Source organism: Rhodoblastus sp. 17X3 (assembly GCF_030056575.1).
Classification (GTDB): Bacteria; Pseudomonadota; Alphaproteobacteria; order Rhizobiales; family Beijerinckiaceae; genus Rhodoblastus.
The window spans coordinates 157,923-182,747 of record NZ_JASHHX010000002.1 but is presented as its reverse complement, the minus strand read 5'-3'; the positions used below and the strand labels follow the sequence as shown (position 1 = coordinate 182,747).

Annotated in this window: 18 protein-coding genes and 1 tRNA gene; 12 read left to right on the top strand and 7 right to left on the bottom strand. The window is 64.4% G+C overall.

What is annotated here, in order from left to right:
* Positions 1-71: 71 nt before the first annotated feature.
* Positions 72-1,556: an IMP dehydrogenase gene (gene guaB, locus QM467_RS03540; RefSeq protein ID WP_283364917.1), complete on the bottom strand. Its 1,485-nt coding sequence runs from the start codon at positions 1,554-1,556 to the stop codon at positions 72-74.
* A gap of 310 nt (positions 1,557-1,866) precedes the next feature.
* Between guaB and QM467_RS03535 the strand changes: the two genes are divergently transcribed.
* Together QM467_RS03535 and QM467_RS03530 are read left to right on the top strand one after the other, a co-directional pair.
* On the top strand, positions 1,867-3,339 hold the full coding sequence (locus QM467_RS03535) for an MFS transporter (RefSeq protein WP_446737726.1): 1,473 nt from the start codon (positions 1,867-1,869) through the stop codon (positions 3,337-3,339).
* Between the two features lie 569 nt (positions 3,340-3,908).
* Positions 3,909-4,667 (top strand): outer membrane protein, encoded by a 759-nt coding sequence (locus QM467_RS03530; RefSeq protein ID WP_283364916.1) that lies wholly within the window; start codon positions 3,909-3,911, stop codon positions 4,665-4,667.
* Positions 4,668-4,747: 80 nt separating this feature from the next.
* Here the strand turns inward: QM467_RS03530 and QM467_RS03525 are convergent, their stop codons facing one another.
* Together QM467_RS03525 and QM467_RS03520 are read right to left on the bottom strand one after the other, a co-directional pair.
* Positions 4,748-5,449, bottom strand: a complete 702-nt coding sequence (locus QM467_RS03525) for an RlmE family RNA methyltransferase (protein ID WP_283364915.1) — start codon at positions 5,447-5,449, stop codon at positions 4,748-4,750.
* A gap of 69 nt (positions 5,450-5,518) precedes the next feature.
* Positions 5,519-6,604 (bottom strand): Ppx/GppA phosphatase family protein, encoded by a 1,086-nt coding sequence (locus QM467_RS03520; protein WP_446737725.1) that lies wholly within the window; start codon positions 6,602-6,604, stop codon positions 5,519-5,521.
* 190 nt (positions 6,605-6,794) lie between these two features.
* Here QM467_RS03520 and QM467_RS03515 point away from each other — a divergent pair.
* The 3 genes from QM467_RS03515 to QM467_RS03505 all read left to right on the top strand — a co-directional run bounded on the left by QM467_RS03515 (position 6,795) and on the right by QM467_RS03505 (position 8,596).
* Positions 6,795-6,868, top strand: a tRNA-Gln gene (locus QM467_RS03515).
* Positions 6,869-7,074: 206 nt separating this feature from the next.
* Positions 7,075-7,386, top strand: coding sequence for a TraR/DksA family transcriptional regulator (locus QM467_RS03510; protein ID WP_283364914.1), 312 nt, complete (start codon positions 7,075-7,077; stop codon positions 7,384-7,386).
* 139 nt (positions 7,387-7,525) lie between these two features.
* On the top strand, positions 7,526-8,596 hold the full coding sequence (locus QM467_RS03505; protein WP_283364913.1) for a DMT family transporter: 1,071 nt from the start codon (positions 7,526-7,528) through the stop codon (positions 8,594-8,596).
* Positions 8,597-8,607: 11 nt separating this feature from the next.
* Here QM467_RS03505 and QM467_RS03500 read toward each other — a convergent pair whose 3' ends face one another.
* Positions 8,608-8,820, bottom strand: coding sequence for a hypothetical protein (locus QM467_RS03500; RefSeq protein ID WP_283364912.1), 213 nt, complete (start codon positions 8,818-8,820; stop codon positions 8,608-8,610).
* Positions 8,817-9,152: a YbjQ family protein gene (locus tag QM467_RS03495; RefSeq protein ID WP_283364911.1), complete on the bottom strand. Its 336-nt coding sequence runs from the start codon at positions 9,150-9,152 to the stop codon at positions 8,817-8,819. The genes QM467_RS03500 and QM467_RS03495 overlap by 4 nt, the downstream gene beginning before the upstream one ends.
* Before the next feature lie 213 nt (positions 9,153-9,365).
* Here QM467_RS03495 and QM467_RS03490 point away from each other — a divergent pair, with 213 nt between their 5' ends.
* A complete protein-coding gene (locus QM467_RS03490) occupies positions 9,366-11,285 on the top strand; it encodes an autotransporter assembly complex protein TamA (RefSeq protein WP_283364910.1) in 1,920 nt (639 codons plus the stop codon).
* Positions 11,285-15,643 (top strand): translocation/assembly module TamB domain-containing protein, encoded by a 4,359-nt coding sequence (locus tag QM467_RS03485; protein WP_283364909.1) that lies wholly within the window; start codon positions 11,285-11,287, stop codon positions 15,641-15,643. Before QM467_RS03490 ends, QM467_RS03485 begins: the two co-directional genes overlap by 1 nt.
* A 15-nt stretch (positions 15,644-15,658) precedes the next feature.
* On the opposite strand, the gene QM467_RS03480 is transcribed toward QM467_RS03485, so the two are convergent.
* On the bottom strand, positions 15,659-16,525 hold the full coding sequence (locus QM467_RS03480) for a xanthine dehydrogenase (RefSeq protein ID WP_283364908.1): 867 nt from the start codon (positions 16,523-16,525) through the stop codon (positions 15,659-15,661).
* 164 nt (positions 16,526-16,689) lie between these two features.
* Positions 16,690-17,706: an AraC family transcriptional regulator gene (locus QM467_RS03475; protein WP_283364907.1), complete on the bottom strand. Its 1,017-nt coding sequence runs from the start codon at positions 17,704-17,706 to the stop codon at positions 16,690-16,692.
* A gap of 239 nt (positions 17,707-17,945) precedes the next feature.
* Here QM467_RS03475 and QM467_RS03470 point away from each other — a divergent pair, with 239 nt between their 5' ends.
* The 5 genes from QM467_RS03470 (at position 17,946) to QM467_RS03450 (ending at position 24,824) form a co-directional block, all read left to right on the top strand.
* A complete protein-coding gene (locus QM467_RS03470; protein ID WP_283364906.1) occupies positions 17,946-20,501 on the top strand; it encodes an arylsulfatase in 2,556 nt (851 codons plus the stop codon).
* Between the two features lie 185 nt (positions 20,502-20,686).
* Positions 20,687-22,123, top strand: coding sequence for a DUF1254 domain-containing protein (locus QM467_RS03465; protein WP_283364905.1), 1,437 nt, complete (start codon positions 20,687-20,689; stop codon positions 22,121-22,123).
* A gap of 158 nt (positions 22,124-22,281) precedes the next feature.
* Positions 22,282-23,115 carry a hypothetical protein gene (locus tag QM467_RS03460; protein WP_283364904.1) on the top strand — a complete coding sequence of 278 codons (834 nt, stop codon included), beginning with the start codon at positions 22,282-22,284 and terminating at the stop codon, positions 23,113-23,115.
* A gap of 229 nt (positions 23,116-23,344) precedes the next feature.
* The gene (locus QM467_RS03455) at positions 23,345-24,184 is read left to right on the top strand and encodes a DUF2092 domain-containing protein (protein WP_283364903.1); all 840 of its coding nucleotides are present in this window, start codon (positions 23,345-23,347) and stop codon (positions 24,182-24,184) included.
* Positions 24,185-24,215: 31 nt separating this feature from the next.
* A complete protein-coding gene (locus QM467_RS03450) occupies positions 24,216-24,824 on the top strand; it encodes a hypothetical protein (protein ID WP_283364902.1) in 609 nt (202 codons plus the stop codon).
* The last annotated feature ends 1 nt before the right edge of the window (position 24,825 follow it).

Below are 24,825 nucleotides of genomic sequence, written 5' to 3'. Positions count from 1 at the left end.
AATGTGGCCCAGATTTGCGACGACGCCAATAAGGAAGCGATTTCAAACGCTTCTTTTCAACGGCGGCCCGATCAGAGCCCGGTTGGATAGTTCGGGCTCTCGCGGGTGATCGCCACATCATGGACGTGGCTCTCGCGCAGGCCGGCGTTGGTGATGCGCACGAAGCTCGCGCGCTTCTGGAATTCCGGGATCGAGGCGGCGCCAACATAGCCCATGGCGGCGCGCAACCCGCCCGCGAGCTGGTGAAGGATCGGGCCGACGGGGCCGCGATAGGGCACCTGGCCCTCGATGCCTTCCGGCACCAGCTTCAGCGAGTCCTTGATGTCCTGCTGGAAATAGCGGTCCGCCGAGCCGCGCGCCATGGCGCCGACCGACCCCATGCCGCGATAGGCCTTGAAGGAGCGCCCCTGGAAGAGGAACACCTCACCCGGCGATTCCTCGGTGCCGGCCAGCAGCGAGCCGATCATGATGCAATCCGCGCCCGCCGCGACGGCCTTGGCGAAATCGCCAGAATATTTGATGCCGCCGTCGCCGATCACCGGAACGTTCGCCTTCCTCGCCTCCGAAGCGGCTTCGAGAATCGCGGTGAGCTGCGGCACACCGACGCCCGCCACGATGCGGGTGGTGCAGATCGAGCCCGGGCCGATGCCGACCTTGATGGCGTCCGCGCCGGCGTCGATCAGCGCCTTGGCGCCTTCGGCGGTCGCGATATTGCCGGCGATCACCGCAACCTTGTTGGAGACGCGCTTGATGCGCACGACCTGGTCCAGCACGGACTGCGAATGGCCATGCGCCGTATCCAGCACGATACAGTCCACACCGGCGTCGATCAGCAGTTCGGCGCGCTCAAAGCCCTTGTCGCCGACCGTGGAGGCGGCGGCGACCCGCAGGCGTCCGGCTTCGTCCTTGCACGCGGAAGGATGGAGCGTAGCCTTTTCAATGTCCTTGACAGTCACCAGCCCGACGCAGCGGTATTCAGCGTCCACCACCAGCAGCTTTTCGATGCGGTGATGGTGCAGAAGGCGGCGCGCCTCGTCCTTCTGGACGCCCTCGCCCACGGTGACGAGGGTCTTGGTCATGAGTTCCGAGACAGGCTGGGCCGGATTGTCGGCGAAGCGCACGTCGCGGTTGGTGAGAATGCCGACCAGCTTGCCCGGCCGGTTGTCGAAACCGCGCGCGACGACCGGAATGCCGGAAATGGAGTTCCGGCTCATGAGGCTCAGGGCGTCGGCGAGGGTCTCGTCGGGAAAGATCGTGATCGGATTGACCACCATGCCGCTCTCATAGCGCTTGACGCGGCGGACTTCCTCGGCCTGCTCGGCCGGCTCAAAATTGCGGTGAATGACGCCGATGCCGCCCGCCTGCGCCATGGCGATGGCGAGGCGCGCCTCGGTCACCGTGTCCATGGCCGAGGACAGGATCGGCAGGTTCAGTTCAATATCACGCGTCAGCCGGGTCTTGATTGAGACGCCCGAGGGCATGACTTCGGAATGACCGGGACGCAGCAATACGTCGTCGAAGGTCAGCGCTTCGGTCAGTTGGGGAAAACCGTTCATAGCCAGCTCCATCGGCGAAAAGGACGCATGGCGCGTGGCCATCCGAGTTGGCGGCTGCTCATAGCATTTCTTTCGCGGCTTTCAAACCAATGCGCCGCGCAAGCGCATATTTTCACCTCGCCTCGGCCAAATTCCCCTGCGGCAGGCCTCAACCCGATTTTGCATCCCGGGTTTCTATGCTTAAAGACAGGCGCAGGAACGGCCGCCCGGCGAAGTCCGATCCTTGCGCGCAGGAGCGGTCCTTCCCCACGCGGTCACCGGAACGCCGGGGCGGATTCAAAGCAACAAGTCCCGGCCGCCGGCCTCCGGCGTGGACGTGGAAACTTACCGCAATGCTCGAAATATCGCCTGCAACATATTGGCTTATAAATACGAATTATCGGGACGGAACTTGCGCCCATTCATACTTACGCCGCTGATCGTCGCCTGCGCCCTCTTCATGGAGAATCTCGATTCGACCATCATCGCGACGTCGCTGCCGGCCATCGCCGCCGATTTGAAGCAGGACCCTATCGCGCTGAAACTGGCCTTGACCTCCTATCTCCTGGCGCAGGCTGTGTTCATCCCGGCGTCGGGCTGGGTCGCGGATCGATTCGGCACGAAAAAGGTGTTTCGCGCGGCGATCATCGTTTTCACCCTTGGCTCGATTCTCTGCGCCCTCTCCAGTACGCTGCCGCAATTCGTCGGCGCACGTATCTTTCAGGGCTGCGGCGCGGCGATGATGACGCCTGTGGGCCGACTGACCCTTTTTCGCTCCGTCGAACGCAGTGAAATCGTGCGCGCCATGGCCTATCTGACCATTCCGGCGCTGATCGGACCGATTCTCGGGCCGCCGCTCGGCGGCTTCATCTCGACCTATCTGCACTGGCGCTGGAATTTCTGGATCAATGTGCCGGTCGGAATCGTCGGCGTCATTCTCACCAGCCTCTACATTCCCGATATCCGCGACGAAAATGTCGCCGCCTTTGACCTCCGTGGCTTTCTCCTGTCCGGTTTCGGCCTGCCGAGCCTGATTTTCGGCCTCACCGTGCTCGGACGCGGCTCCATCGGGCTGGGAATCAATATCGCCTTGATCGCGGCCGGACTCATTCTGATGGGCTTCTATGTTCGCCACGCGCTCAATGCCGCCAATCCGATTCTCGAACTCCGGCTGCTGCGAATCCCGACTTTTTTGGCCAGCGTCGCCGGGGGCTTCCTGTTCCGGATCGGAGTCGGCGCGACGCCTTTCCTGTTGCCTTTGTTCTTTCAGCTGGGATTCGGCATGACGCCGTTCCAGTCCGGCTTGACGACCTTTGTCGCCACTGCAGGCGCTCTCGTCATGAAGGCGACCGCCGCCACCGCGCTCGGCCGGTTCGGATTCCGCTCCACATTGATCTTCAACGCCGTGATCAGCGCGGCCTTTCTAGCGGGCAATGGCTGGTTCCGGCCCGACACGCCCCAATTCGTGCTGTTGCTCGCCCTGTTTGTCGGCGGCTTTTTCCGATCCTTGCAATTCACGGCCCTGAACGCGCTCGCCTATGCGGACGTCGCCGATTCCGACGTTAGCAAGGCGACCAGCTTTTCCGCGGTGGTCCAGCAATTATCCCTGTCTTCCGGGGTCGCCATCGCCGCCGCCGTCGTGGAGGAGACCCGGCGGCTTTCCCCGAGCGGCGAGATCGAATTTGGCGAATTTCCGCCTGCCTTCTTCGTCGTCGCGGCCATCACGGCCTCATCCACCCTAATTTTCCGCAGGCTTTCGCTCGACGCCGGAGCGAGTCTGGCGGGCCGCAAAGCCGCCGGATGACGCGAGCTTAAGGCTGGCAAAGCCGTTCGAAGGACAGAGCCAGGCCAACGCAAGAATGCTGCCGCGCCACGAACGCCGGACTCGCCTGGGCGAATCCGCGTGAGCAAAAATGATGCTTTCCCGTCTTGCCTTGAAACATTTTTGGGCAATCGCTGAAGCGCAGGAAAACGGTGTTAACGAATGGGAAGGTATATTTTCAAATAACGCTCTGAGGCGATAAGGCTTTTCTCTTCTTCTTAAACGGCCGCCAACGAATCGCCACAATCCGACGTGTGGTTTTTAAGAAACGCCTGCGCAAAACAAACCAAGAAGCACAACAACACAGAAATTTTACGCTCGACGCATCGTCCTTAATGGAATATCAAATTTTTGTCATTGATTGTCATTACGCCGCGTTTCAGCCGGTTTCCCGGCGAATACGGCCCCGCAGTGAGGCAGTTTTGCAACACGCCGTGACAATCAAGCTGACGAAGTTTTATTCGCCTAGCCTTGGTTGGTAAGTCGAATTATGGTCTGCCCACGATAGCGGCTTGCGGTCGTTATGGGCTTTAGCAAGGAAGGAAAATTCAATGCGTCATCTTCTTCTCTCCACGGTCGCTCTCGCGGCTCTGGCGGGCTCGGCCTTCGCCGCCGACCTGCCCTCGCGCAAGGAAGCCCCGGTCTACATCGCTCCGACCCCGGTCTTCTCCTGGACCGGCTTCTACATCGGCGCGGACATCGGCGGCCAGTTCGGCTCCACCTCGCTCCACTCCGACTGGACCGGCTGGAACTCTCACAGCCTCGACACCTCGGGCGTCATGGGCGGCGGCTACGTCGGCTATAACTACCAGATCAACCAGAACTTCGTGATCGGCCTCGAAGGCGACTTCCAGGGCTCGTCGGCTTCGAAGTCTTGGTCGTGGGTTGGCAGCAACGTCCTTGGCGACGCCAATGTCTACACCGCGAAGGTTCAGACGAACTGGCTGGCTTCGATCAACGGCCGCCTCGGCGTCGCCTATGACCGCGCCCTGTTCTACGCCATTGGCGGCGCGGCCTGGGCTCAGGGCAGCGCGACCCTGTCGGGCGCTGCTCCGAGCGGCCTGTTCATCGGTTCGGTCTCCAAGAATACTGACCTGTCCGGCTTCGATATTGGTGGCGGCGTGGAATACGCTTTCACCCCGAACTGGGTTGGCCGCGTCGAATATCGTTACTACGACTTCGGCAACAACAACGTGAGCGCCTTGGTTAACACGTTCACCCCCATCCGCGAGCAGACCTCGGTCAACACCGTCCGCGTCGGCCTGGCTTATCTGTTCAGCGCCCCGGCTCCGGTCGTCGCCAAGTACTGAGATCCGTAAGGATCAGGGGTAACCCGATTGAGCCCGGCCAATTGGCCGGGCTCTTTTTTTTGTTCAAATCAATTTTGCGATCATGTCGCTTTCGCGCGGAAACCGGTCGCAAGAACGTAAAGCTCCGAGGAATCGGCGCGGCTGGAATTCGGCTTGATATGGCGCACGACGGCATAATCGCGCTTGAGCCGCGCGACCAGTTCGCCCGTTTCCCCGCCCTGAAACAGCTTGCATAAAAAATAACCGCCCGGCTTGAGCACCTCGCCGGCGAATTCCGCCGCCAGTTCGCCCAGATGCACGATCCGCAGATGATCGGTCTTCTTGTGACCCGTGGTGTTGGCCGCCATGTCGGAAATGACGCCATCGGCCTCTCCGCCCAGCATCGTCTTGAGCAAATCCGGGGCTTCCGGCGCCAGAAAATCCTGCACGGCGAATTCGACGCCGGCAATGGGTTCGATGTCGAGCAGGTCGATCCCGACCACCTTGCCATGCCCATGAGCCGAGCCGACCTTCTTCGCCGCCGCCTGGGACCAGCCGCCCGGCGCCGCGCCAAGATCGACGATCCGCTGGCCCGGCTGAAGCAAATGGTGCTTTTCGTCGATTTCGAGCAGTTTATAGGCCGCGCGGGAGCGCCAGCCCTCGCGCTTGGCGCGTACGACATAGGGGTCGTTCAACTGGCGTTGAAGCCAAAGCGTGGAGGAGAGTGTGCGCTTGCGGGCGGTCTTGACCCGCGTCTTGAGTTCACGGCCACCCGGTCCGCCGGGGCTCTTTGTCGTTTTCACGTTCCACCGCCCTTTTGCGCGAGATCGCCCTCCCGTAAACGCAAAAGCTCCGGATGAACAGCGCCGCGATCAAAAAGCGAAGGAGCGATCCGCCCGCATCAGCTCCAGCAGGATGCCCTCGCGCAAGCCGCGATCGGCGATACGTATCCGCTCGGAAGGAAAACAGCGGCGGATTCCCTCGAGAATCGCGCAACCAGCCAGAACAAGGTCGGCGCGGTCCGGGCCAATGCAGGAATTGCGCGAACGCTCCGCAAAGGACATGCGGCGCAAGCGATTCATGACCGCGTCGATTTCCGCGTGGGACATCCAGAGTCCGTCGACGCGGCGCCGGTCATAGCGCGGCAAATTGAGATGAACGCCCGCAAGGGTCGTGACGGTGCCCGAGGTTCCAAGCAGATGGAAGCGGTTGCACCGCTCTTCCTTGGAGGCCGAGGCGAGAAATTGCTGCAATTCAGAGACGACCAGATCGGTCATGGCGGCGAATTGCGCATAAGTGACGTCGGCGCCGCCGAATCGCTCCGCCAGCGTCACCACGCCAAGCTGAAGCGAGGTCCAGTGCCGCACCCTGTCGGCGCCGGGGATTCCCGCTCCAGCGGCGAGCCAGACGATTTCGGAGGAACCACCGCCGATATCGAACAGCACCACGCTCTTGGCCGCAGAATCGGCCAGCGAGGCGCAGCCCTCGGCGGCAAGTCGCGCCTCGGTCTCACGGCTGATGACTTCGAGCGCCAGCCCCGTGCTGTCCTGCACCCGGTTGATGAATTCCGCGCCATTCGCCGCCGCGCGGCAGGCCTCCGTGGCGATGAGGCGGGAGCGCGTGACGCCGCGCGCGGCCATCTTGTCCCGGCAGACCAGCAAGGCGTCGATGGTGCGCCGAATCGCCGCCTCCGAGAGCTGCCCGCTCTGGCTCAGCCCCTCCCCGAGGCGGACGATTCGCGAAAAGGCGTCGACGATGCGAAAACTTTCGCCAAAGGGATTTTCTGGGTCGCAGACGGGCCGCGCGACCAGCAGGCGGCAATTATTCGTGCCGAGATCGAGCGCCGCATAGGTCGCCGTGCGCCGCGCGAGCGAAGGCCCTCCGCCGGCGGAGAACCGCGGCAGAGTCGCCGACTGGCCGTCGGAACGCTCGGCTCGTGTCGCGTCAGCTGACGGCACTCTTCCTCCCCGCGTCTCTGCGCGCTACTGGTCAACGCGGCAGCATAAAGCCCCGACAAGCTGGCAGACAAGGGAATTATGTGGAAAACACAGGCCCGCCCTGCAAAAGCGCCCCCTGCAGGACGCAAATCGGGGGTTGCGTTCCAACGGACGTTTCGTTATGTGAAGTCCAGCTTGGCTGCGCGCCCGGTGGGAGATAGTTCAACGGTAGAACAGCGGACTCTGACTCCGTTAATCTTGGTTCGAATCCAGGTCTCCCAGCCAATTAAACCAATGAAATTAGACAGTTGGTTCTTAGACGCGGCAGCGCCAAGCTTTCGCGCGCGCCGGTCCCCAACCAAGGCAGCTTTGACCTTCACAGGGCGCCGGGCGTCTCCGCTGGTTTCTCTCCATTGCGAATGGCGGCGGCCCAGGACTCAGGTTAAGAATAACCTGATCAGCCATTCGATATGTGACCTGGAGCGGTAGAAATGAACAAGGACATCGAGAAAGCGCTTCAGCGCCGTCTGGCGGAACTGCTGGGCAATGTCGCCGACATCGACAGCGAATTGCGCAGCGCGCTGCCCGCCGGTTGGGAAGAGCAGGCCACGAAACTCGAGGATCAGGACGCGCTCGAAGGCATAGAGAAGTCCAAGCTTCAGGAGATCGGCCAGATTCGAGACGCACTGAATCGGCTCGCTGAAGGAACCTACGGCGTCTGCGCGCAATGCGGGGAGCTCATCGACCCGAAACGTCTGAAGGCGCTTCCGACAGCGACCAAATGCATCTCCTGCGCGGCTTGATTTTGCGATCTGGGTTTTATCTGATCGACGGCGAGGCCGCTGGCATTTCGATGATTGTTGGCGCTGCCGAGCGACCCCGTTTGCACGGCCAACAGATCCAATTTTGGCCGCCATCGCCTGCGCAGTGGTAAAAGGCGTTATGTCTGGCCTTCATTCTCATTCCCGCCTTTGGCCGGGAGCGGCGTTCGCCTTCGGCTCCGCATTGCTGTTCGGATTGACCGCGCCGCTCAGTAAACTGCTGCTCGACCGGTTCGATCCGCAATTGCTGGCGGGCGTGCTTTATCTCGGCGCGGGCCTCGGCCTTGCGGCGGTCAATTTCGGTCGGCGCGCGATCGACCTGCCCGGAGCCGAGGCGCCGCTGCGGCGGCCCGATTTGCCGTGGCTCGCGGCGGTCGTCCTCGCGGGCGGCCTGATCGGCCCGCTGCTGCTGATGACGGGCCTGCAATCGACCAGCGCCGCCAATGGTTCGCTGCTGCTCAATCTCGAAGGTCTGGCGACCATGGCCATCGCCTGGATCGTCTTTCGCGAAAATGTCGACGCGCGTCTGTTCGCCGGGGCGATGGCGATCCTGGCCGGCGCCGTTGTGCTGTCATGGAACGGCGCGGGCGTGTCGCTGGACAAAGGCGCATTGCTGATCGCAGGCGCCTGCCTCGCCTGGGGCGTCGACAATAATCTCACGCGCAAATTGTCTTCGGCCGATCCCGTGGCGATCGCGGCGATCAAGGGACTTGCGGCGGGTTCGGTCAATTGCGCCGTGGCGCTGGCGCGCGGCGCAGACCTGTCGGGACCGGGGCCGGTCGCCGCCGCCGCCACGCTTGGATTTTTCGGCGTGGGCATCAGTCTCGTGCTGTTCATTCTGGCCTTGCGTCATCTGGGGACCGCGCGCGCGGGCGCCTATTTCTCGCTCGCCCCCTTCATCGGCGCTGTCGCCGCCATCCTGCTTCTGCGCGAGCCGGCCACGCCGAGCCTGCTTGTCGCGGGCGCCTTGATGGGCTTCGGCGTCTGGCTTCATCTGGCCGAACGGCATGAGCACGAGCATGACCATGAACCGCTGGAGCACGAGCACAGCCATGTGCATGACGCGCACCACCGGCACAGGCATGACGGCGAAGTTGTCGTCGAGCCGCATTCCCATCGTCATAGGCATCAGCGGCTGGTCCATTCCCATCCGCACTTTCCGGACCTGCATCACCGCCACGACCATTCCTGACGCGTCGGGTCCTAGTCGAGCCGGCTCTTGTCCTTCAGCCGGGCCGCATCGCGCCGCTCGCGCAGGACGAGTCCCCAGGCGACGACCAGCGCCAGCAGCACGCCGAGGGTGATCATCGTCTTCATGAATATCTCGGGATCAAGAACCCGAAGCCAGAGCTGAATCAGCGCGACAATCGCGCCGACCAGGAAAAGGCCGAAACCGGCGGGAACCGTCCAGTTCATGTCGCCTCCTCCTCGACGACAACCGCCGTCCCGTAGCAGATGACTTCGGTGACGCCGCTGAGGATTTCATTGGCGTCGTAGCGCATCATCAGGATCGCGTTGGCGCCGACGGCGTCGGCGTGTTCGCACATCATTTCATAGGCTTCCGTGCGCGCGCGCTCGCAGAGATTGGTATAGACCGAGATATTCCCGCCAAAGAATATCTGGAACGCGCCGGCGATATTTCCAACGACGGAACGCGAGCGGACCGTGATTCCGCGCACGATCCCGATATTTCGGACCACGCGGTAACCCGGCAACTCCAGCGCGGTCGTCACACTATTCGGCAGCATCGTACTCTCCCGACGGCAATGGCGCCGTGAGACGTCCTGTTAGGGCAATAGGGTTGATATTCGGTTCCACTTCGACCGGGTGGAGGCGCGCGCAGTCCCTTTGCCAATCGCTTTGAAAGAAACGCCGATTTAAGATAGTTGGAGATAATTGCCCCCCGGACATTCGGCCGGCCTTGAAGCAGTTCCTTAATGAGCCGGTTTGGCAGCGTCCTCTTGATTGGATTACTCACGGGGGCGACGCTCTCGGCGCCCGCGCGCGCCGACTGGTTCTTCGGCCTGTTTGGAGGCTCCGACGCGCCCCCCGCCCCGCGCCCCGACGCTGTCTCTTATTCAGTCGAATTCGTCACGCCGGACGACTCGCTGAAGGACGTGCTGCAAGGAGCGTCCAATCTTTACCGCCTGCGCCAGGACCCGCCGGAAAGCGGCGAGGGCCTCGCGCGGCGCGCCTCCGCCGATCTGCCGCGTCTGGTCGATGCTCTCTGGGCGCAGGGCTATTACGACGCCTCCGCGCGCGCGATCATCGACGGCCACGCCATCGAAATGGGAGGCGCGGGACTTGACGCCGCCGCCCGCGCAGCGGAATCCGCGCGTGGCCGAAGCGTCGTGACGATCCGGCTCGAAATCCATCCCGGCGCGCTCTACCACATTGGCGCGATCAAAATCGTCGACGCCCAGACAGGCGCGCCCATAGACCCCGAGATCGCCAAACCGCGGGTGTTGAAACTGGCCAGCGGCGACCCCGCCCGCGCCAACGCCGTCCGCGACATGCAGGCGCGCCTCGCCGACGCGATCCGCGCGACCTCGCATCCCTTCGCCAAGGTCGATCTCGCCCAGGCCGCCGTCCTCCACGACAGCCAGACCGTCGATCTGCTGGTGAAGGTTGATTCCGGGCCGAAAGCCGGATTTGGCGAGGTTACGATCACGGGCGCCCGCGACCTCGATCCGCGCGTGGTGCGCTCCTTCATTTATGTCGAGCCCGGCGACCCCTATTCGCCGGAAAAAATCGCGGCGATGCGCAGGTCTCTTGCGCAGATCGAGGCGATCGGCTCGACGCGCATTCTGGAATCCGATCATCTCGACCGCGACGGCAATCTCCCGATCACCGCGCAGATCGATGAGCGCAAGAAATATGCGGTGAGCGCGGCGGCGCAATATTCCAGCATCGACGGCCCCTCCGCGCGGGCGGACTGGACCGCGCGCAACCTGTTCGGCGGGGGCGAAAGGCTGCGGCTCAGCGGCCTGGTCGGCTATTCGCAGGAAACGACCTATAATTCCAACACCCGGGACTGGTTCGATCCCAACCGCATGATCGGACGGTTCAACGCCAATTTCATCAAGCCGGCGCTGTGGGGCACGCGAAACGATTACCTCGCCGACGTCACTCTGGCGCGCGAGGTCACCACCAGCTATCAGGCCGAATATTTCAACGTCAGCCAATATATCCGGCATCGGTTCGACGAGACCTTTTCCGCGCAGGGCGGCTGGGAGGTCGAGCGCGGGACGTCGCAGGACTCCTTCGGCAAGACCAATTATTTCCTGTCCGGCGTCTCGGTCGGCCTGCGCTATGACACCACGGACAACCCGCTCGACCCGCACCGCGGCGTGCGCGTGCTCGCCACCGGCGGCGCCTATCCGCGCTTCTTCGGCTCCTCGATCAATCTGTTTCAGGGCAAGGCGCAGGCCTCGACCTATTATTCCATCGACGAGGACAGCCGCTACATCATCGCCGGCCGCATCGGGCTGGGCGCGGGCGGCGGAGCCGATATTCTAGACATTCCGGACACGAGGCGCTTCTTCGCGGGCGGCGGCGGCTCGGTGCGCGGCTACGCCTATCGCTCGCTCGCCCCCCTCGGCGCCAATGGCCAGCCCATCGGCGGCCAGAGCCTGTTCGAGGCCTCGATGGAGGCGCGCATCAAGGTCACGGACGATATCGGAATCGTGCCCTTTGTGGACGCGGGCGACGCCTATGCGACGTCATTCCCGGATTTCACGCAGATGCGCTATGCGGTCGGCCTCGGCCTTCGCTATTACACGGGCTTCGGACCGTTCCGCGTCGATGTCGCCTTCCCGCTGCAACGGCAATCGGGCGAGCCCTCCATGGCGTTTTACGTCGGCATAGGACAGGCCTATTGATGGCGCGCTTGCTGCGATATCTCGGCGTCGCCGTGCTTCTTCTGGCCCTGATCGGCGGCGGGATCTACGCCGGCCTGCTTTATTTCGCGCGCCCCGGCGACCATTTGACGGGAGTCTCCGGCGACGACCAGAAGGGCCTCCTCGCCACCGCAATCGAAAACGTCTTGTCCACGCCGGGCATGAAAATCTCCATCGGCGCCGTGGACGGCCCGCTCTCCTCCGACGCTGTCATCCGCGACGTCGTGATTTCCGACGAGCAAGGCCCCTGGCTCAGGCTCGACCGGGCGCGCATCGTCTGGACACGCAGCGCGCTGCTGCTGGGACAACTGATCGTCCGCAATCTCGAGATCGGCCATCTGGAACTGCTGCGCCGGCCCATCCCGGCTGCGGCGCCCGAGGCTGCGCCAGGCGACTCCGCGCCTTCCTCCGGCTTCTCGGCGCCGAGCCTGCCGATCAAAGTCGCGATCGATTCCTTTTCCCTCGCCCAGCTCGACCTCGGCGAGGACGTCATCGGCGTCGCGGCGCGGCTGGGCGCGAAGGGCCACGCCAGCCTCGGCCGCCCCTCCGACGGTCTCGATCTCGTCTTCGACCTGAAACGGCAGGACGCGCCCGGCGCCCTCGGCCTGAGCCTTTCCTATGAGCCGAAATCCACCCTGCTGAAGATCAACGCCGCCACCCATGAGCCGGCGGGCGGCCTGATCGCCCATGCCGCGCGGCTTGAGGGACTGCCGCCGGTCGATCTCGATCTCAAGGGCGCGGGACCGCTCGACGCCTTTCAGGCGCAGCTGCAATTCTCCGCCGGGCCGCTGGCCTCGGTCGGCGGCGGCGCGCGGCTCGACCGGCGCGACGCCGCGCGCGCCCTGACGCTCGACCTCGACGGCGCCATCGAGAAATTGCTGCCGCCCTGGCTCGGGCCGGTGTTCCAGGGCCAGACCAAACTCGCGGGCGCGGCGCTGTTTGGCGCCGACGGCTCCTATGGCCTCGACAAATTCCAGATCATGGCAAAACAGGCCCAGCTCGAGGCCAATGGCCGGCTCGGCGCAGATCAGATGCTCGACGGCCATGTCACGCTCCGCGCCCGCAATGACGACGGCGGCGCCGCCCATGCCGGGGGCGCCGAAATCGGCGCGCTCGATTTCCAGCTTGACGCCGCCGGACCTCTGCTCGCGCCCAAGCTGGATGCGAAGCTCCATGTCGCGGACGCGACCGCTCCCGCCGGGCGGATCGGGCGATTCGACGCGAAGGCGACGGCGCGGCCCGATGGCCCCGCGACCGACGCGGCGACCCGCGTCGATTTCGCCGCCGACGCCGCCGGCGAGGACCTGAGCTTCAGCGACACCGGCCTCGACGCCGCGCTCGGCGGCAAACTCGCCCTCACGCTGCGCGCAAGGGCCGCGCCGAGCGGCGACGCCGATGTGTCGGTCGCCAAACTGGCCACGGGCGCGGGCGAGTTCGAAGCGTCTGGCGCCTTCGGCCTGAACCTGCTCAAGGGACGCGTCGCCTTCGCGGCGCCGGATCTGGGCCGCTTCGCCGCGCTCGCCAAAACGGCGCTGGCCGGATCGTTCAAAGGAAGCCTCGACCTTTCCGGCGCGCCCGCGCAAGGCCGCATCGACGCCAAAGTGGCGGCGACCGGCGAAAAGCTGGCGACCGGGATCGACGCCGCCGACGCCATGATCGGCGGCAAGGCCGAAATCGCCGGGGCGCTCGGCAAAAGCGTGGACGGCTTCCATTTTGACGGCCTCACGCTTTCCACGCCCAATGTCACCGCGCGCCTCGATGGGCAGGCCACGCGCGCGACAGCGGATGTGAATTTCGCCGCCGACGCCCCGGACCTCGGCCGCCTCTCCAGCGACGTCACGGGACGCGCCAAGGCGCAGGGCCGCCTGACCGGCTCGTTGGCCCATCCCGACGCCGCCATCACGCTGGCCCTGTCCGACGTGCGCTCGATGGGCCGCGCCATTCCGCGCCTGAATGTCGATGTCGCCGCCAGGGACCTCGTCGCGGCGCCGTCCGCGCGGATCGCGCTCGATGGAATCGTCAGCGGCAAACCAGCCAAGGGCGCGCTGAACGTTGCGCGCGACGCGCAATCGGTCTGGCGCCTCGTCGCCGATCATCTGAGCCTTGGCTCCGTCGCCATCGCCGGGTCCGGCGCGCTGACGGCAGGAAAATTTCTGGACGGCGCGCTGACGCTGCGCGCCGACGATCTCGACGACCTGTCGCCGCTCGCCTTGCAGAAGCTGGCGGGCCGGCTCGACGGCCAATTCACGTTCAGTTCCGAGGGCGGCAAGCAATCCGGCGCGATCCAGATAAAGGCCTCGGGCCTGCGCGGCGCGCAGGCCAGCCTCGAACGGCTCGATCTCGACGCCCGCGCCAGCGACCTTTACGGCGCGCCGAAACTCGACGCCAATGCCGCGCTCGACCGCGCGACCTTTGCAGGGGAAAGCATCCCGCGTCTGCGCTTCACCTCGAAGGCGGCTGGCGACGCCAGCGAATTCAACCTCTCGACCGAAGCGCGGGGCATACAGGTCGAAAGCCGGGGCCGCCTGTTCGCCTCGACGCCGCTGCGGGTCGAACTCGGCGCCTTCGAGGCCAGGGGCGCGGGCCAGAGACTCACGCTGGCGGGACCGGCGCGCTTCGCCTTCCCGGCTGGCGGGGTCGAAATTCGCGGCTTTGCGCTGGCCTCGGGCGCGGGCCGGCTGAATGTGGATGGGACGGCGGGCGAGACGCTCGACCTGAATATTTCCGCCAGGGCGCTTCCGCTGGCGCTGGCGAGGCTCGCGGCGCCGGATCTCGCACTCGATGGCGCACTCGACGCTTCGGCGCGCATCGCCGGCAAGGCCTCGGCGCCCGTCGGCGACTGGCGGCTCGAACTGGCGCGGCTGTCGGCGCCTCCGCTGCGTGCGGCGGGCCTTCCCGCCGTCGCTCTCAAAGCCTCCGGGCGACTGCAAGGCGGACGGACCAGCCTCAACGCCGCCCTGAGCCTGCCGCGCGGCGGAAGCGCGCAGGCTGACGGCTTCCTGCCGCTCGACCCCGCCGGCGCCATGGACCTGACCATTCGCGCCGCGCTCGACGCCGCTGTGGCCAATGTCGCCATGGCGGCCGGCGGCCAGACCGTGCGGGGGCGGCTGACAATCGACGCCCACGCGCAAGGCTCGCCACAAAACCCGCAGCTGTCCGGCTCGGCCAATCTGGCCAATGGAGCCTTCGACGATCCGCTGGCGGGGATTCGGTTCGACCAGATCGCCGCCAGCCTGCGCGCGCGCGGCGATGAGGTCGTCGTCGAGCGCTTCACCGCCGCGACACGGGGCGGCGGAACCCTCGGCGTCGCCGGCAGTTTCCGCGTCGCGCCCGACGCCGGATTTCCCGCCTCACTACGGGTCACGGGCCAGCGGGCGGAGCTGGTCTCCAATGATTATGTCACGGCCGTCGCCAATCTGGCGCTCGACCTCAGCGGCCCGCTGGCGCGCCGTCCGCGCATCGGCGGCAAGATCGCCTTCGACAGCATCGATGTTCGCGTGCCGGACCGCATCCCCTCTTCGAGCCGACCGCTGGAAAATACCGTCCAGGTCGATCCGACGCCCGCCGCCCGCGCGCGTCTGGCGCTGGAAACGCAACGCAAGGCGAAACAGGCCCGCAGGGGCGCGCCCCGCCCGGCCTTCAACGCCGATCTCAACATCGCCGTCAGCGCGCCCTCGCGCATTTTCGTGCGCGGCCACGGCATGGACGCGGAACTGGGCGGCGACCTGACCGTGACCGGCGATCTGACCGCCCCGGTGACCCATGGCGCGTTCCAGCTTCGGCGCGGCGCCTTCACGCTGGCGGGCAAGCGGCTGTCATTCAACCGCGGCAATGTTTTCTTCGCCGGCGGGACCATCCCGCAGCTTGATTTCGCCGCGCAGACCTCCGCCGGCGACGTCACCGCGACCATCGCCATCACCGGCCCGGCGGACCAGCCCGTGTTCGCCTTCTCCTCGTCGCCGGAACTGCCGCAGGACGAAGTGATTTCGCGCCTGCTGTTCGCCTCGGCGTCGGGGGGCCTCACCCCCATCCAGGCGCTGCAGCTGGCGCAGACGGTCGCCGAATTCAGCGGAAATGGCGGCCCCGGCGTTCTGGAGAGGATGCGCCGCCAGCTCGGCGTCGACAGTCTGGACGTCCAGTTCGGTCCCGACGGAAATCCGCGCCTCGGCGCCAGCCGCTACATCACGCGGAATGTGACGATTGGCGTCCAGACCGGCACCAAGCCCGCCGACAATGGCGTGACCCTCGGCGTGGATGTCACCCGGCGGCTGCGTGTGCAGGGCGAAGCCGCCGCCGACGGCAGCACCTCGGCGGGCGTCGCCACGCAGTGGGAATATTGAAACGCCGCGCGTCCGTCAGCGAGCGCCCGGCGCCGCATCGGCCATGGTTTCGCGCCGGGCGGCCTCCAGCTTGACCGCCTTCAAGGTGGCGGCGGCGATCATCCGGCCGCGCTCGTCGGCGCCCTTGCAGCCCTCGGCGCGCCCGCGCGGATCGATTTCCAATAGTTTCACGCCCGCCGGCGCGAAAGCCGAATCGCGCGCCACGCCGCGCACATGGCCGTCGAGTGGCGCCAGGACCGGCGAGCCTTCATGGCGGCCAATTAAAAAGCCCTTTGGAACCCACATCCCGATATCGACCGGCGTACGCCAGACGCCCGCCCGACCGGAATAGACGAAACGCTCGCGGCCCACGCCGCCAAGCAGGCGCGCTTCGCCGTCCGGCTCTTCCGTCGCTCCGGATTCGACGAGGGCGCCCGTATGAGCGGGGCGCGTCTCGACCGCAATGTCGCAATTGGCGCCGACAACGAATTTTGGCCCGAGCCCCACTGTGATGCGCGCGAGGCCGCGAAAATCGGGCGTGATGCGGTGCTTCTGCATCCGAGCATCGACCAGGACGTCGGCCACGCGCAGGGCTAGCAGATCGGTGAGCGAGAGCGGCGACACCGCCACGCTTCTCTTGCGCGCGAGAACGGAGGCGATTTCGAGCAGGCTTTCCGCGCGCCGCCCGACAATGCCGCCAAGTTCGACGTAATCGTCGTAGAGCGCGTCGTGGAAGGCCATGCCGCGCCGGATGACGGGCGGATAAGGATCATGGCTCATGACGGTCGGATAACCCGCCCGGATCAGCGCGACCGCGACGGCGGAAGCGATTTCATTTGTTCCCATCACGACAGCGAGACGGCGGCTTTGAAACGAAAAAAGATTCTGACCGGCTTTGGACATGGGCGACCTCACGCTCTCAACATGTCAATGCAATACATAGGCCAGCTTTGCAATGAAGTCGAAACATCAGTGTATTTCTTTATATAATAAACTTACATGTTATTAGCGCCACGTCGCACAAGCGACGCTCTTGAACGGTTGGGGCCAAAATCCGACAAAGGACTTCAGTTCTCGGTAACGGACATGCGCGCCCGATCCGCGCGCCAGCGGCCGGGCGTCTCGCCCGACCATTTCAGGAAGGCGCGGCTGAACGCGCTGGCGTCGGCGAATCCGAGCTCTCCGGCGATCGCGCGCAACTCCTTGCCCGCCGAGAGCATCTGGCGCGCAAGTTCATTTTTCACTTCTTCGGCGAGATCGCTGAAGGCGACCCCGGCTTCGTTCAGACGATAGACGAGAACATGCTCCGTCAGCCCCATCGCCTGGGCGACGCGCGCACGGGTGAGGCGGCCCCCGCTGACCTGGGCCTTCAGGACGGCCCTGACTGTCGAGACGAGATCGCCGCGCGTCTGGCTGACGGCCGCGTCGAACAGCGGAACGAGAATCTCCAGTTGCTGCGGATTATGCGTGGCGACCGTCCGGCTCAGGATGGCCGCCGGGCAAGCCAGATGGGCCGCTGGCGCCCCGAAGTCCACCGGCGCGCCAAAAAATTGGCGGAACGGTTTGGGATCGCGCGGCGGCTCCCGGGTCAGGGCGACGCGGTCGGGCCGCCATTCGGCGCCGCAGAACTGGCGCAATGTGTTGCAGGCGACCGCCATCGCGCCGTCAACCAGTTGTTCTGGGCTCGGCGCGGCGCCATCAACGACAATATAGCTGAGAAAGACTGAGCCGTTACGGGCCTCGAACGCGAACACGCCGCCCGTATCAGAGGTTTTCAGGCCGGCGACGATGAATTGCAGCGCCTCGCCAACCCTCATGGCGCTGAGCGACAGCAAGCCGGTCAGCCCCATGGCCGAGGCGTCCTCGCGCATCCCGACCCGCAGGCCAAAATCGTCGCAATTCGTGAGCAGCGCGCATTCCTCCACCAGCCGCGCGGCGTCGGCGTAGAGGACGACATTTTCCTTGTTTGAAAACAGGTTTGGATCGAGTCCTACGCGCTTCAAGGCGTCAGCCGGAGCCACTCCGAAATTCTCCAGAACGTCCTTCACGGCATGGAAATTTCTAACCTTGATCGTCGCGACCATATCGCCCCACCCCGTCGCCAGCGCTCTCCGCGACGACCGTCAAACCGCCGCCGCCAACGGAAACTGCGCTCAAAGCGCAACAATCCGGCTTTGTGCTGAAAAGACAATTTTGCCACGAGAATGCTAATGACAGAAGTCCGGCGCCTGCTAGCTTTGCGCCGCTGGATCGCGCGTGCGGATTCCATATGCTCCGCCCACGTCCCGGGTGTTCAGAAAGCATTTTCTTGAGGGAAGACGCCATGGAAGCGCTCCGATATGCGGTCGCGGAATTTCTGCCGCCAAAGACGACAAGGGCCCTCGCCGGTCTGGGATTCGCACTAGGTCTGGCGATCGGCCTGACCGAAGGCGCCCAGGCGCAGCAGATCAACGGGACGCCGGGCGCGGCCAACGCCACGACGACCATCGACGGCCATGTGCTGCCGCCGTTTCCGCAGAAATTCGGCGGTCGGATCGAACTCAACGCCCCGCAGTCCAAGCCGTACTGGCCGGCGCGCGTTGTTCCGCCCAAGGGCGCCCCGAACGTCCTGCTGATCCTGATCGACGACGAAGGCTTCGGCGCCCCCTCGACCTTTGGCGGCGTCATCCCCACGCCGACGCTCGACAAGGTAGCGGCGCAGGGTCTGCGCTACACCAATTTCCACACCACCTCGCTGTGCTCGCCGACCCGTGCGGCGCTCATCACCGGCCGCAACCATCATTCGGTCGGCTTTGGCGTGGTTTCGGAACAATCGACCGGCTTCCCCGGCTATAATTCCATCATTCCCCGGGACAGCGCCACCATCGGCCGGGTCCTGCTCGAAAACGGCTATCGCACCTCGTGGTTCGGCAAGAACCACAACACGCCCACCTATACCGCCAGCCAGGCCGGCCCGTTCGACCAGTGGCCGACCGGCATGGGCTTCGAATATTTCTACGGCTTCGTCGGCGGCGACACCAGCCAGTGGCAGCCGAACCTGTTCCGCAACACCACCGCGATCCAGCCCTTTCAGGGCAATCCGAAATGGAACCTCGTCACCGCCATGGCCGATGACGCGATCCGCTGGGTGGACCAGCTGAACGACATCGATCCGTCGATGCCCTTCCTGCTCTATTTCGCCCCGGGCGCGACCCACGCGCCGCATCATCCGACGCCGGAATGGGTCAGGAAGGTCAGCGACCTGCATCTGTTCGACCAGGGCTGGAACAAGCTGCGCGAGACAATCTTCGCCAATCAGAAAAAGCTTGGCGTGATCCCGCAGGACGCCGAACTCACCGCCTGGCCGCATGACCTGTTCAGAAACTGGGACGAACTGAGCGCGGACGAGAAGAAGCTCTATATCCGCCAGGCCGAGGTTTACGCCGCCTATCTGGCCTATACGGACAATGAAATCGGCCGCGTCATCGGCGAGATCGAGAGGCTGGGCAGGCTCGACAACACGCTGATCATCTTCATCAACGGCGACAACGGCGCCTCCGCCGAGGGCGGCCTCAACGGCACGCCGAGCGAAACCCTCGTCTTCAACGGCGTTCAGGTTCCCGTCGAGGACCAGTTGAAATATTTCTATGACGCCTGGGGCACGGACCAGACCTATCCCCATTTCGCCGTGCCTTGGGCGTGGGCGTTCGACACGCCCTATAAATGGACCAAGCAGATTCCGTCCTTTTTCGGCGGCACCCGCAATGGCATGGTCGTTTCCTGGCCCGACAGAATCAAGGACAAGGGCGGCGTGCGCTGGCAGTTCCACCATGTCGTCGACGTCGTGCCGACCATTCTGGAGGCCACAGGCATTCCGGCGCCCGACAGCGTTGACGGCATCGGGCAGAAACCGATCGAGGGCGTGAGCATGGCCTATAGCTTCGACAAAGCCAACGCCGACGCGCCCTCGCCGCACAAGACGCAATATTTCGAAATGATGGGCGTGCAGGGCCTCTATAATGACGGTTGGATGCTCAGCGCCGTGCCGGTTCGCGCCCCGTGGGAACTGCTCGGCAAGGCCATCGAGGACCCCGCCGCCGCCTATAAGTTCGAACTATACGACGTCCGCCACGACTGGACACAGAACCATGACGTCGCGGCGCAGAACCCGCAGAGGGTCCGGGAGCTGACCGACCGGATGTTCGGCGAATTCGCCAAATATCAGGTTCTGCCGCTCGACGCCTCGGTGGCGACCCGGGTCGTAGCGTCGCGCCCCGGACTCGCCGCGGGCCGCAAGTCATTCGATTATTCGGGCAACCCGATCACAGGCATCGTGGACAACGCGGCGCCCAACTTGCTGAACACTTCCTACACGATCACCGCCGAAATCGACGTCCCGCAGGGCGGCGCGGAAGGCAATATCGTGTCGGAAGGCGGCCGCTTCGGCGGCTTTGGCCTCTATCTGCTGAAGGGCAAGCCGGTCTTCACGTGGAACCTGCTCGACCTGAAACGGGTGAAATGGGAAGGGCCGGACGTTCTCGCGCCCGGCAAGCACACACTCGTCTATGACTTCAAATATGACGGCCTCGGCTTCGCCACGCTGGCCTTCAACAACCTCAGCGGCCTCGGTCGCCCGGGCGTCGGAACCTTCAGCGTGGATGGCAAGGTCGTCGCGACCCAGAAGCTGGATAAAACCATCCCGCTGCTGCTGCCGATCGACGAGACCTTCGACATCGGCGCCAAGTCTGGCTCGCCGATCGACGACCGGGACTACCAGACGCCCTTCGCCTTCACCGGAAAGATCGACAAGCTGAATATCACGGTCGAGCCGCCGGTTCTGACCGAAGCCGACATCAAGAAGCTGGCGGAAGGCGCCCAGGCGGCTCAGGACGGCAAGTGAACCATCGCCCCGACGCCGGCGCGTCCGACGTCGAAACATGCGGCGGGAGGGATTTCCCTTCAAGACTGCTGAAGCAGATCAGTCCTCGTCTTCGCGGGCGACCCGTCGCCCGCGCGGCTTGCGCCGACCGCATAAACCAGACAGAGCGCGTCGCGACCGAACGCGCCAAAACCGGAGAACGCCCGATGCTATCCAAGCGCAACTTGTTGAAATCCGTGGGCTTCGTCGCTCTCGCCTCGGCCGCGCCGTTTACCGCGGTCGCACAAGCCGACTCCTCGCGTCCCGACTCCGACGCGATCCGGGACATCGCCGAGGAAGCGTTCATCTTCGGCCTGCCGATCGTCATGAACTATTCCGTGATGTATCAGATCGCGATCGACCGGAGTTCCAGCCAGTTCAAGGCGCCCTTTAACGAGATCGCCAACGCCCACGAGGTCTTCACCTACAAGGACACCGCGGTCGTCACCCCGAACAGCGACACGCCCTATTCGATGCTGTTCATGGATTTGCGCACCGAACCGCTGGTTCTGTCCGTTCCCGCCATCGATCCGAAGCGCTATTATTCCGTACAGCTGTTCGACGGAAGCACCTATAATTTCGGCTATATCGGCTCACGGACGACCGGAAGCGAAGCGGGCGACTATCTCGTGGTCGGCCCCGATTGGAAGGGCGAAATTCCGCCCGGGATCAAGAAGGTCTTCAGGTCCGGGAGCGAACTCGGCGGCGCGATCTACCGCACCCAGTTGTTCGACGCGGCCGACATCGACAACGTCATCAAGGTGCAGTCCGGATATAAGGTCCAGCCGCTCTCCGCCTTTCTGAAACAGCCAGCGCCGCCCGCCGCGCCACAGATCGATTTTCCGAAGATCGACAGGGATTCAGTCAAGGGACTCTTCTTCGAATTCCTCGATTTCGCCCTGCAATTCATCCCCCCGGCGCCCAACGAGGCGGAGATTCGCGCGAGGATGGCGCAGATCGGAATCGGTCCCGGCAAGAAGTTCAATTTCGACGATTTGTCGGTCGAGCAGAAACGCGAAATCGCGCTTGGCATGCAGAAAGGCGCCCGCAAGACAGACGGAGCCGTGGCGCAGCGCGGCGTCGATGTGAACGGCTGGCGCGTCGGCGCGGCAGGCGGCGACGCCTCCTTTTTCAACGGCGACTGGCTCGCGCGCGCGGCGCTGGCGAAGGCCGGGATCTACGCCAATGACGCCGAAGAGGCGATGTATCCAATGACCCACCAGGACGGCGTCGGCGCACTGCTCGACGGCGCCGCTCACGCCTATACGCTGACCTTCGCCGCCGACAGCTTGCCTCCGGTCAACGCCTTCTGGTCCGTCACCATGTATGACGGCAAGACGCAATTGCTGGTGAAGAATCCGATCGACCGCTACCTGATCAATTCGCCCATGTTGCCGAATTTGAAGCGCAACGCGGATGGCTCGCTGACGCTCTATATCCAGAATCAATCGCCCGGGGCGGACAAGGAATCGAACTGGCTTCCGGCGCCTGCCGGATCAATCTATCTGGTGATGCGGCTCTACTGGCCCAAGACCGAACCGCCCTCCATCCTTCCGCCCGGCAAGGGCGAATGGAAGCCGCCGCGGTTGACGAAAACCTCCTGAGGCGGGAGCCAACGGGAAAAGCCGCTGGCGGTTTGTCGTAAATTTGCCACTTCGGCCGGAAATGGCGCCATCGCAATCCGGCCGGACATTTCATTCATGCGCTTATTTTGCCATTCTGCCCGCGTTGACGATTGGGCCTTGATTTGGGAGAGACCCGCGTGCGGAAATTCATTTTGAGCAGCGCGGCTTTGCTGACCGCCATGCTGGCGACCTCGGCGCCGGCCCTTGCCGCGGACCTGCCCTCGGTCAAGGAAGCGCCCGCTCCTGTCCTGGCGCCGATCCCCAGCGGCTGGCGCTTCGAGGCCACGGTCAATGGCTGGGCGCCGAGCATCATCAGCAATGTCGGCGTCGCCGGCTTCCCGACCTCATCGGTCGATGTGGGCTTCTTCAAGATTCTTTCCAAACTCAACGGCGTCGTCCCGCTGAGTCTCATCGCCCGTAACGATACATTCATCGCCGGCGTGGACCTCTACTGGAGCGCCCTTTCTGCGGGCGCGAGCTTCCGTGGGCCGGCGGCGCTGACCACTTTCGGCGGCGTGAACGCCAACCTGCACACCGCCATGACGATCCTGACAGGTTTCGGCGGCGTGCGGCTCCCGCTTCAGATCGCCAATCTGAACTTTTACGGAATCGCCGGCGCCCGTTATTTCGGGGTCAATAACACGCTCGGATTGAGCGCGCCGGTCGCAGGCTATGGCCTCTCCGCGACGCAAGGCAAGGATTGGGTCGACCCGATCATCGGTTTCGCTTCGCGATACGTCATCAACGAAAAATGGTTCGTGGACGCCGAGGCCGATATTGGCGGCTACAACAAGAGCGTGACCTGGCAGACCTTTGCGGCGGTCGGATACAACTGGACGCAGAACATCTCATCGACCGTGGGCTTCCGCGCCCTTTACGTCGACTATGAGAAGGCCAACAATTTCAATGGCAGCTTCCGTTTCCAGCAGACGCTGCTGGGGCCGCAGGCGACGATTATCTACGCATTCTGAGCCGGGTAGCCGCGCTTCGGCGGCTCGCCTCCAGCGCCAGGCAAGTTTCAGATCCCATTCGCGCAACGACGCGCCCGGATCCCGTCCGGGCGCGATCGTTCATGTGTTCTGTTCGGGTCGAAAATGCTAGGCTCAAGGCCTCTTTCAGGCGCCTGATTCCTGCGGGCGCGATTTGAGGCGGACCCTTGCATTTTCAGGATGTCCGGCGAAAAAAGGGAGCAATACCCAAATGTCGAAAACGCTGACGCTCGGCCTTTGTCTGGGCATGATGGTTTCCCTCGCCCCGCCTGCGGCGATGGCGCAGAACGCCCCGCCTCCGGCCGCGGCGACGGCCGCGGCCGAGAAGCTTGAACCCAAGGCTCTCGATCTGCTCAAGGCCGCGAGCGCCGCTCTCGCGGGCGCTCAAACCGTTTCCTTCGACGCCACCTCCACTTATGAGCGCGTGGCGCTGAACGGCCAGCCGTTGTTCTACAGCTCGGTCAGCGCTGTGAAAATGCAGCGCCCAGACAAGCTGCGCGTCATGACGCTGGGCGACGGCACGCCGGACGAATTCTATTACGACGGCAAGACCATGTCGGCCTATATCCCCTCGCTCGAACTCGTGGCCATTGCCGACGCGCCGCCAACCATCGACAAACTGCTCGACGAAGTCTGGGAAAAAGCCGCGATCTATTTCCCGTTCGCCGATGTGATGGCGTCGAATCCCTATGGCGAACTTTCGAAAAACCTGCATTCAGCCTTCTATATCGGGCGCTCGATCGCGGTTGGCGGCACGACGACCGACATGATCGCCATCGCCGGCGACGACGCCGCCGGGCAAATCTGGCTCGGCGCCGAAGACCATCTGCCGCGCAAGATTGCGGTCGTCTATGCGCATGAGCCTGCGCATGCGCTCTACCAGACGGAGTTTTCAAACTGGAAGCTCGGCGAAAAAGTCGAAGCAACGGCCTTCGCCTCCGAAAAGGCGGCCAAGGCGAAGCGCATCGAGTTCTACCCTCCGGGCGCCCCCAAGCCGCCGGCAGCCCCCATTCCGCCGGCAGCCCCCCAACCGCCCGTGGACAAGAAGTGAAACCCGGCCCTCAAGCACAGGAGTTCTTGCGATGAAAAAATCGATCATTGCGATTTCGGCCGCCCTGGCTTTGGCGGCCTCGCTGCAGCCGGCGAGCGCGTTCTTTCGCGGCGGCGGCGGCTTCGGCGGCTTCCACGGCGGCTATGGCGGCTTTCACGCCGGAGACGCAGGCGGCTTCGATCACGCCACGGTGGCGGGACCGGACGGCGTCGCCCATGTGAGCGACGCGGGCGGCTATTGGCACGGAACCGCCGCCGGTCCCAACGGCGTCGCGCACGCCAGCGATTACGGCGGCTATTACCACGGGACGGCGGTGGATGGCGGCGGCGTGTATCACACCGGAGCCTATGGCGCCTATTATCATCAGCCGGTGGTGGTCAACAGCTATGGCGCCTATTGCGCCGGATGCGGCGCCGCGGGCTGGGGCGCTGGCGCGGTGGCCGCCGGCGCCGTCGTCGGCGCGGCGGCCGCGACGGCGGCGGCTCACGCCTGGCCGGTCGGCGTGACTTACGGCTATTTGCCGACGGGCTGCGCCTATCAAAATGTCGCCGGGCAGGTGTTCTATCGCTGCGATTCCGGCTGGCTGCAGCCTGCCTATGGCGCCAACGGCGTCTATTATCGGGTCGTCCCCGCTCCGTAAT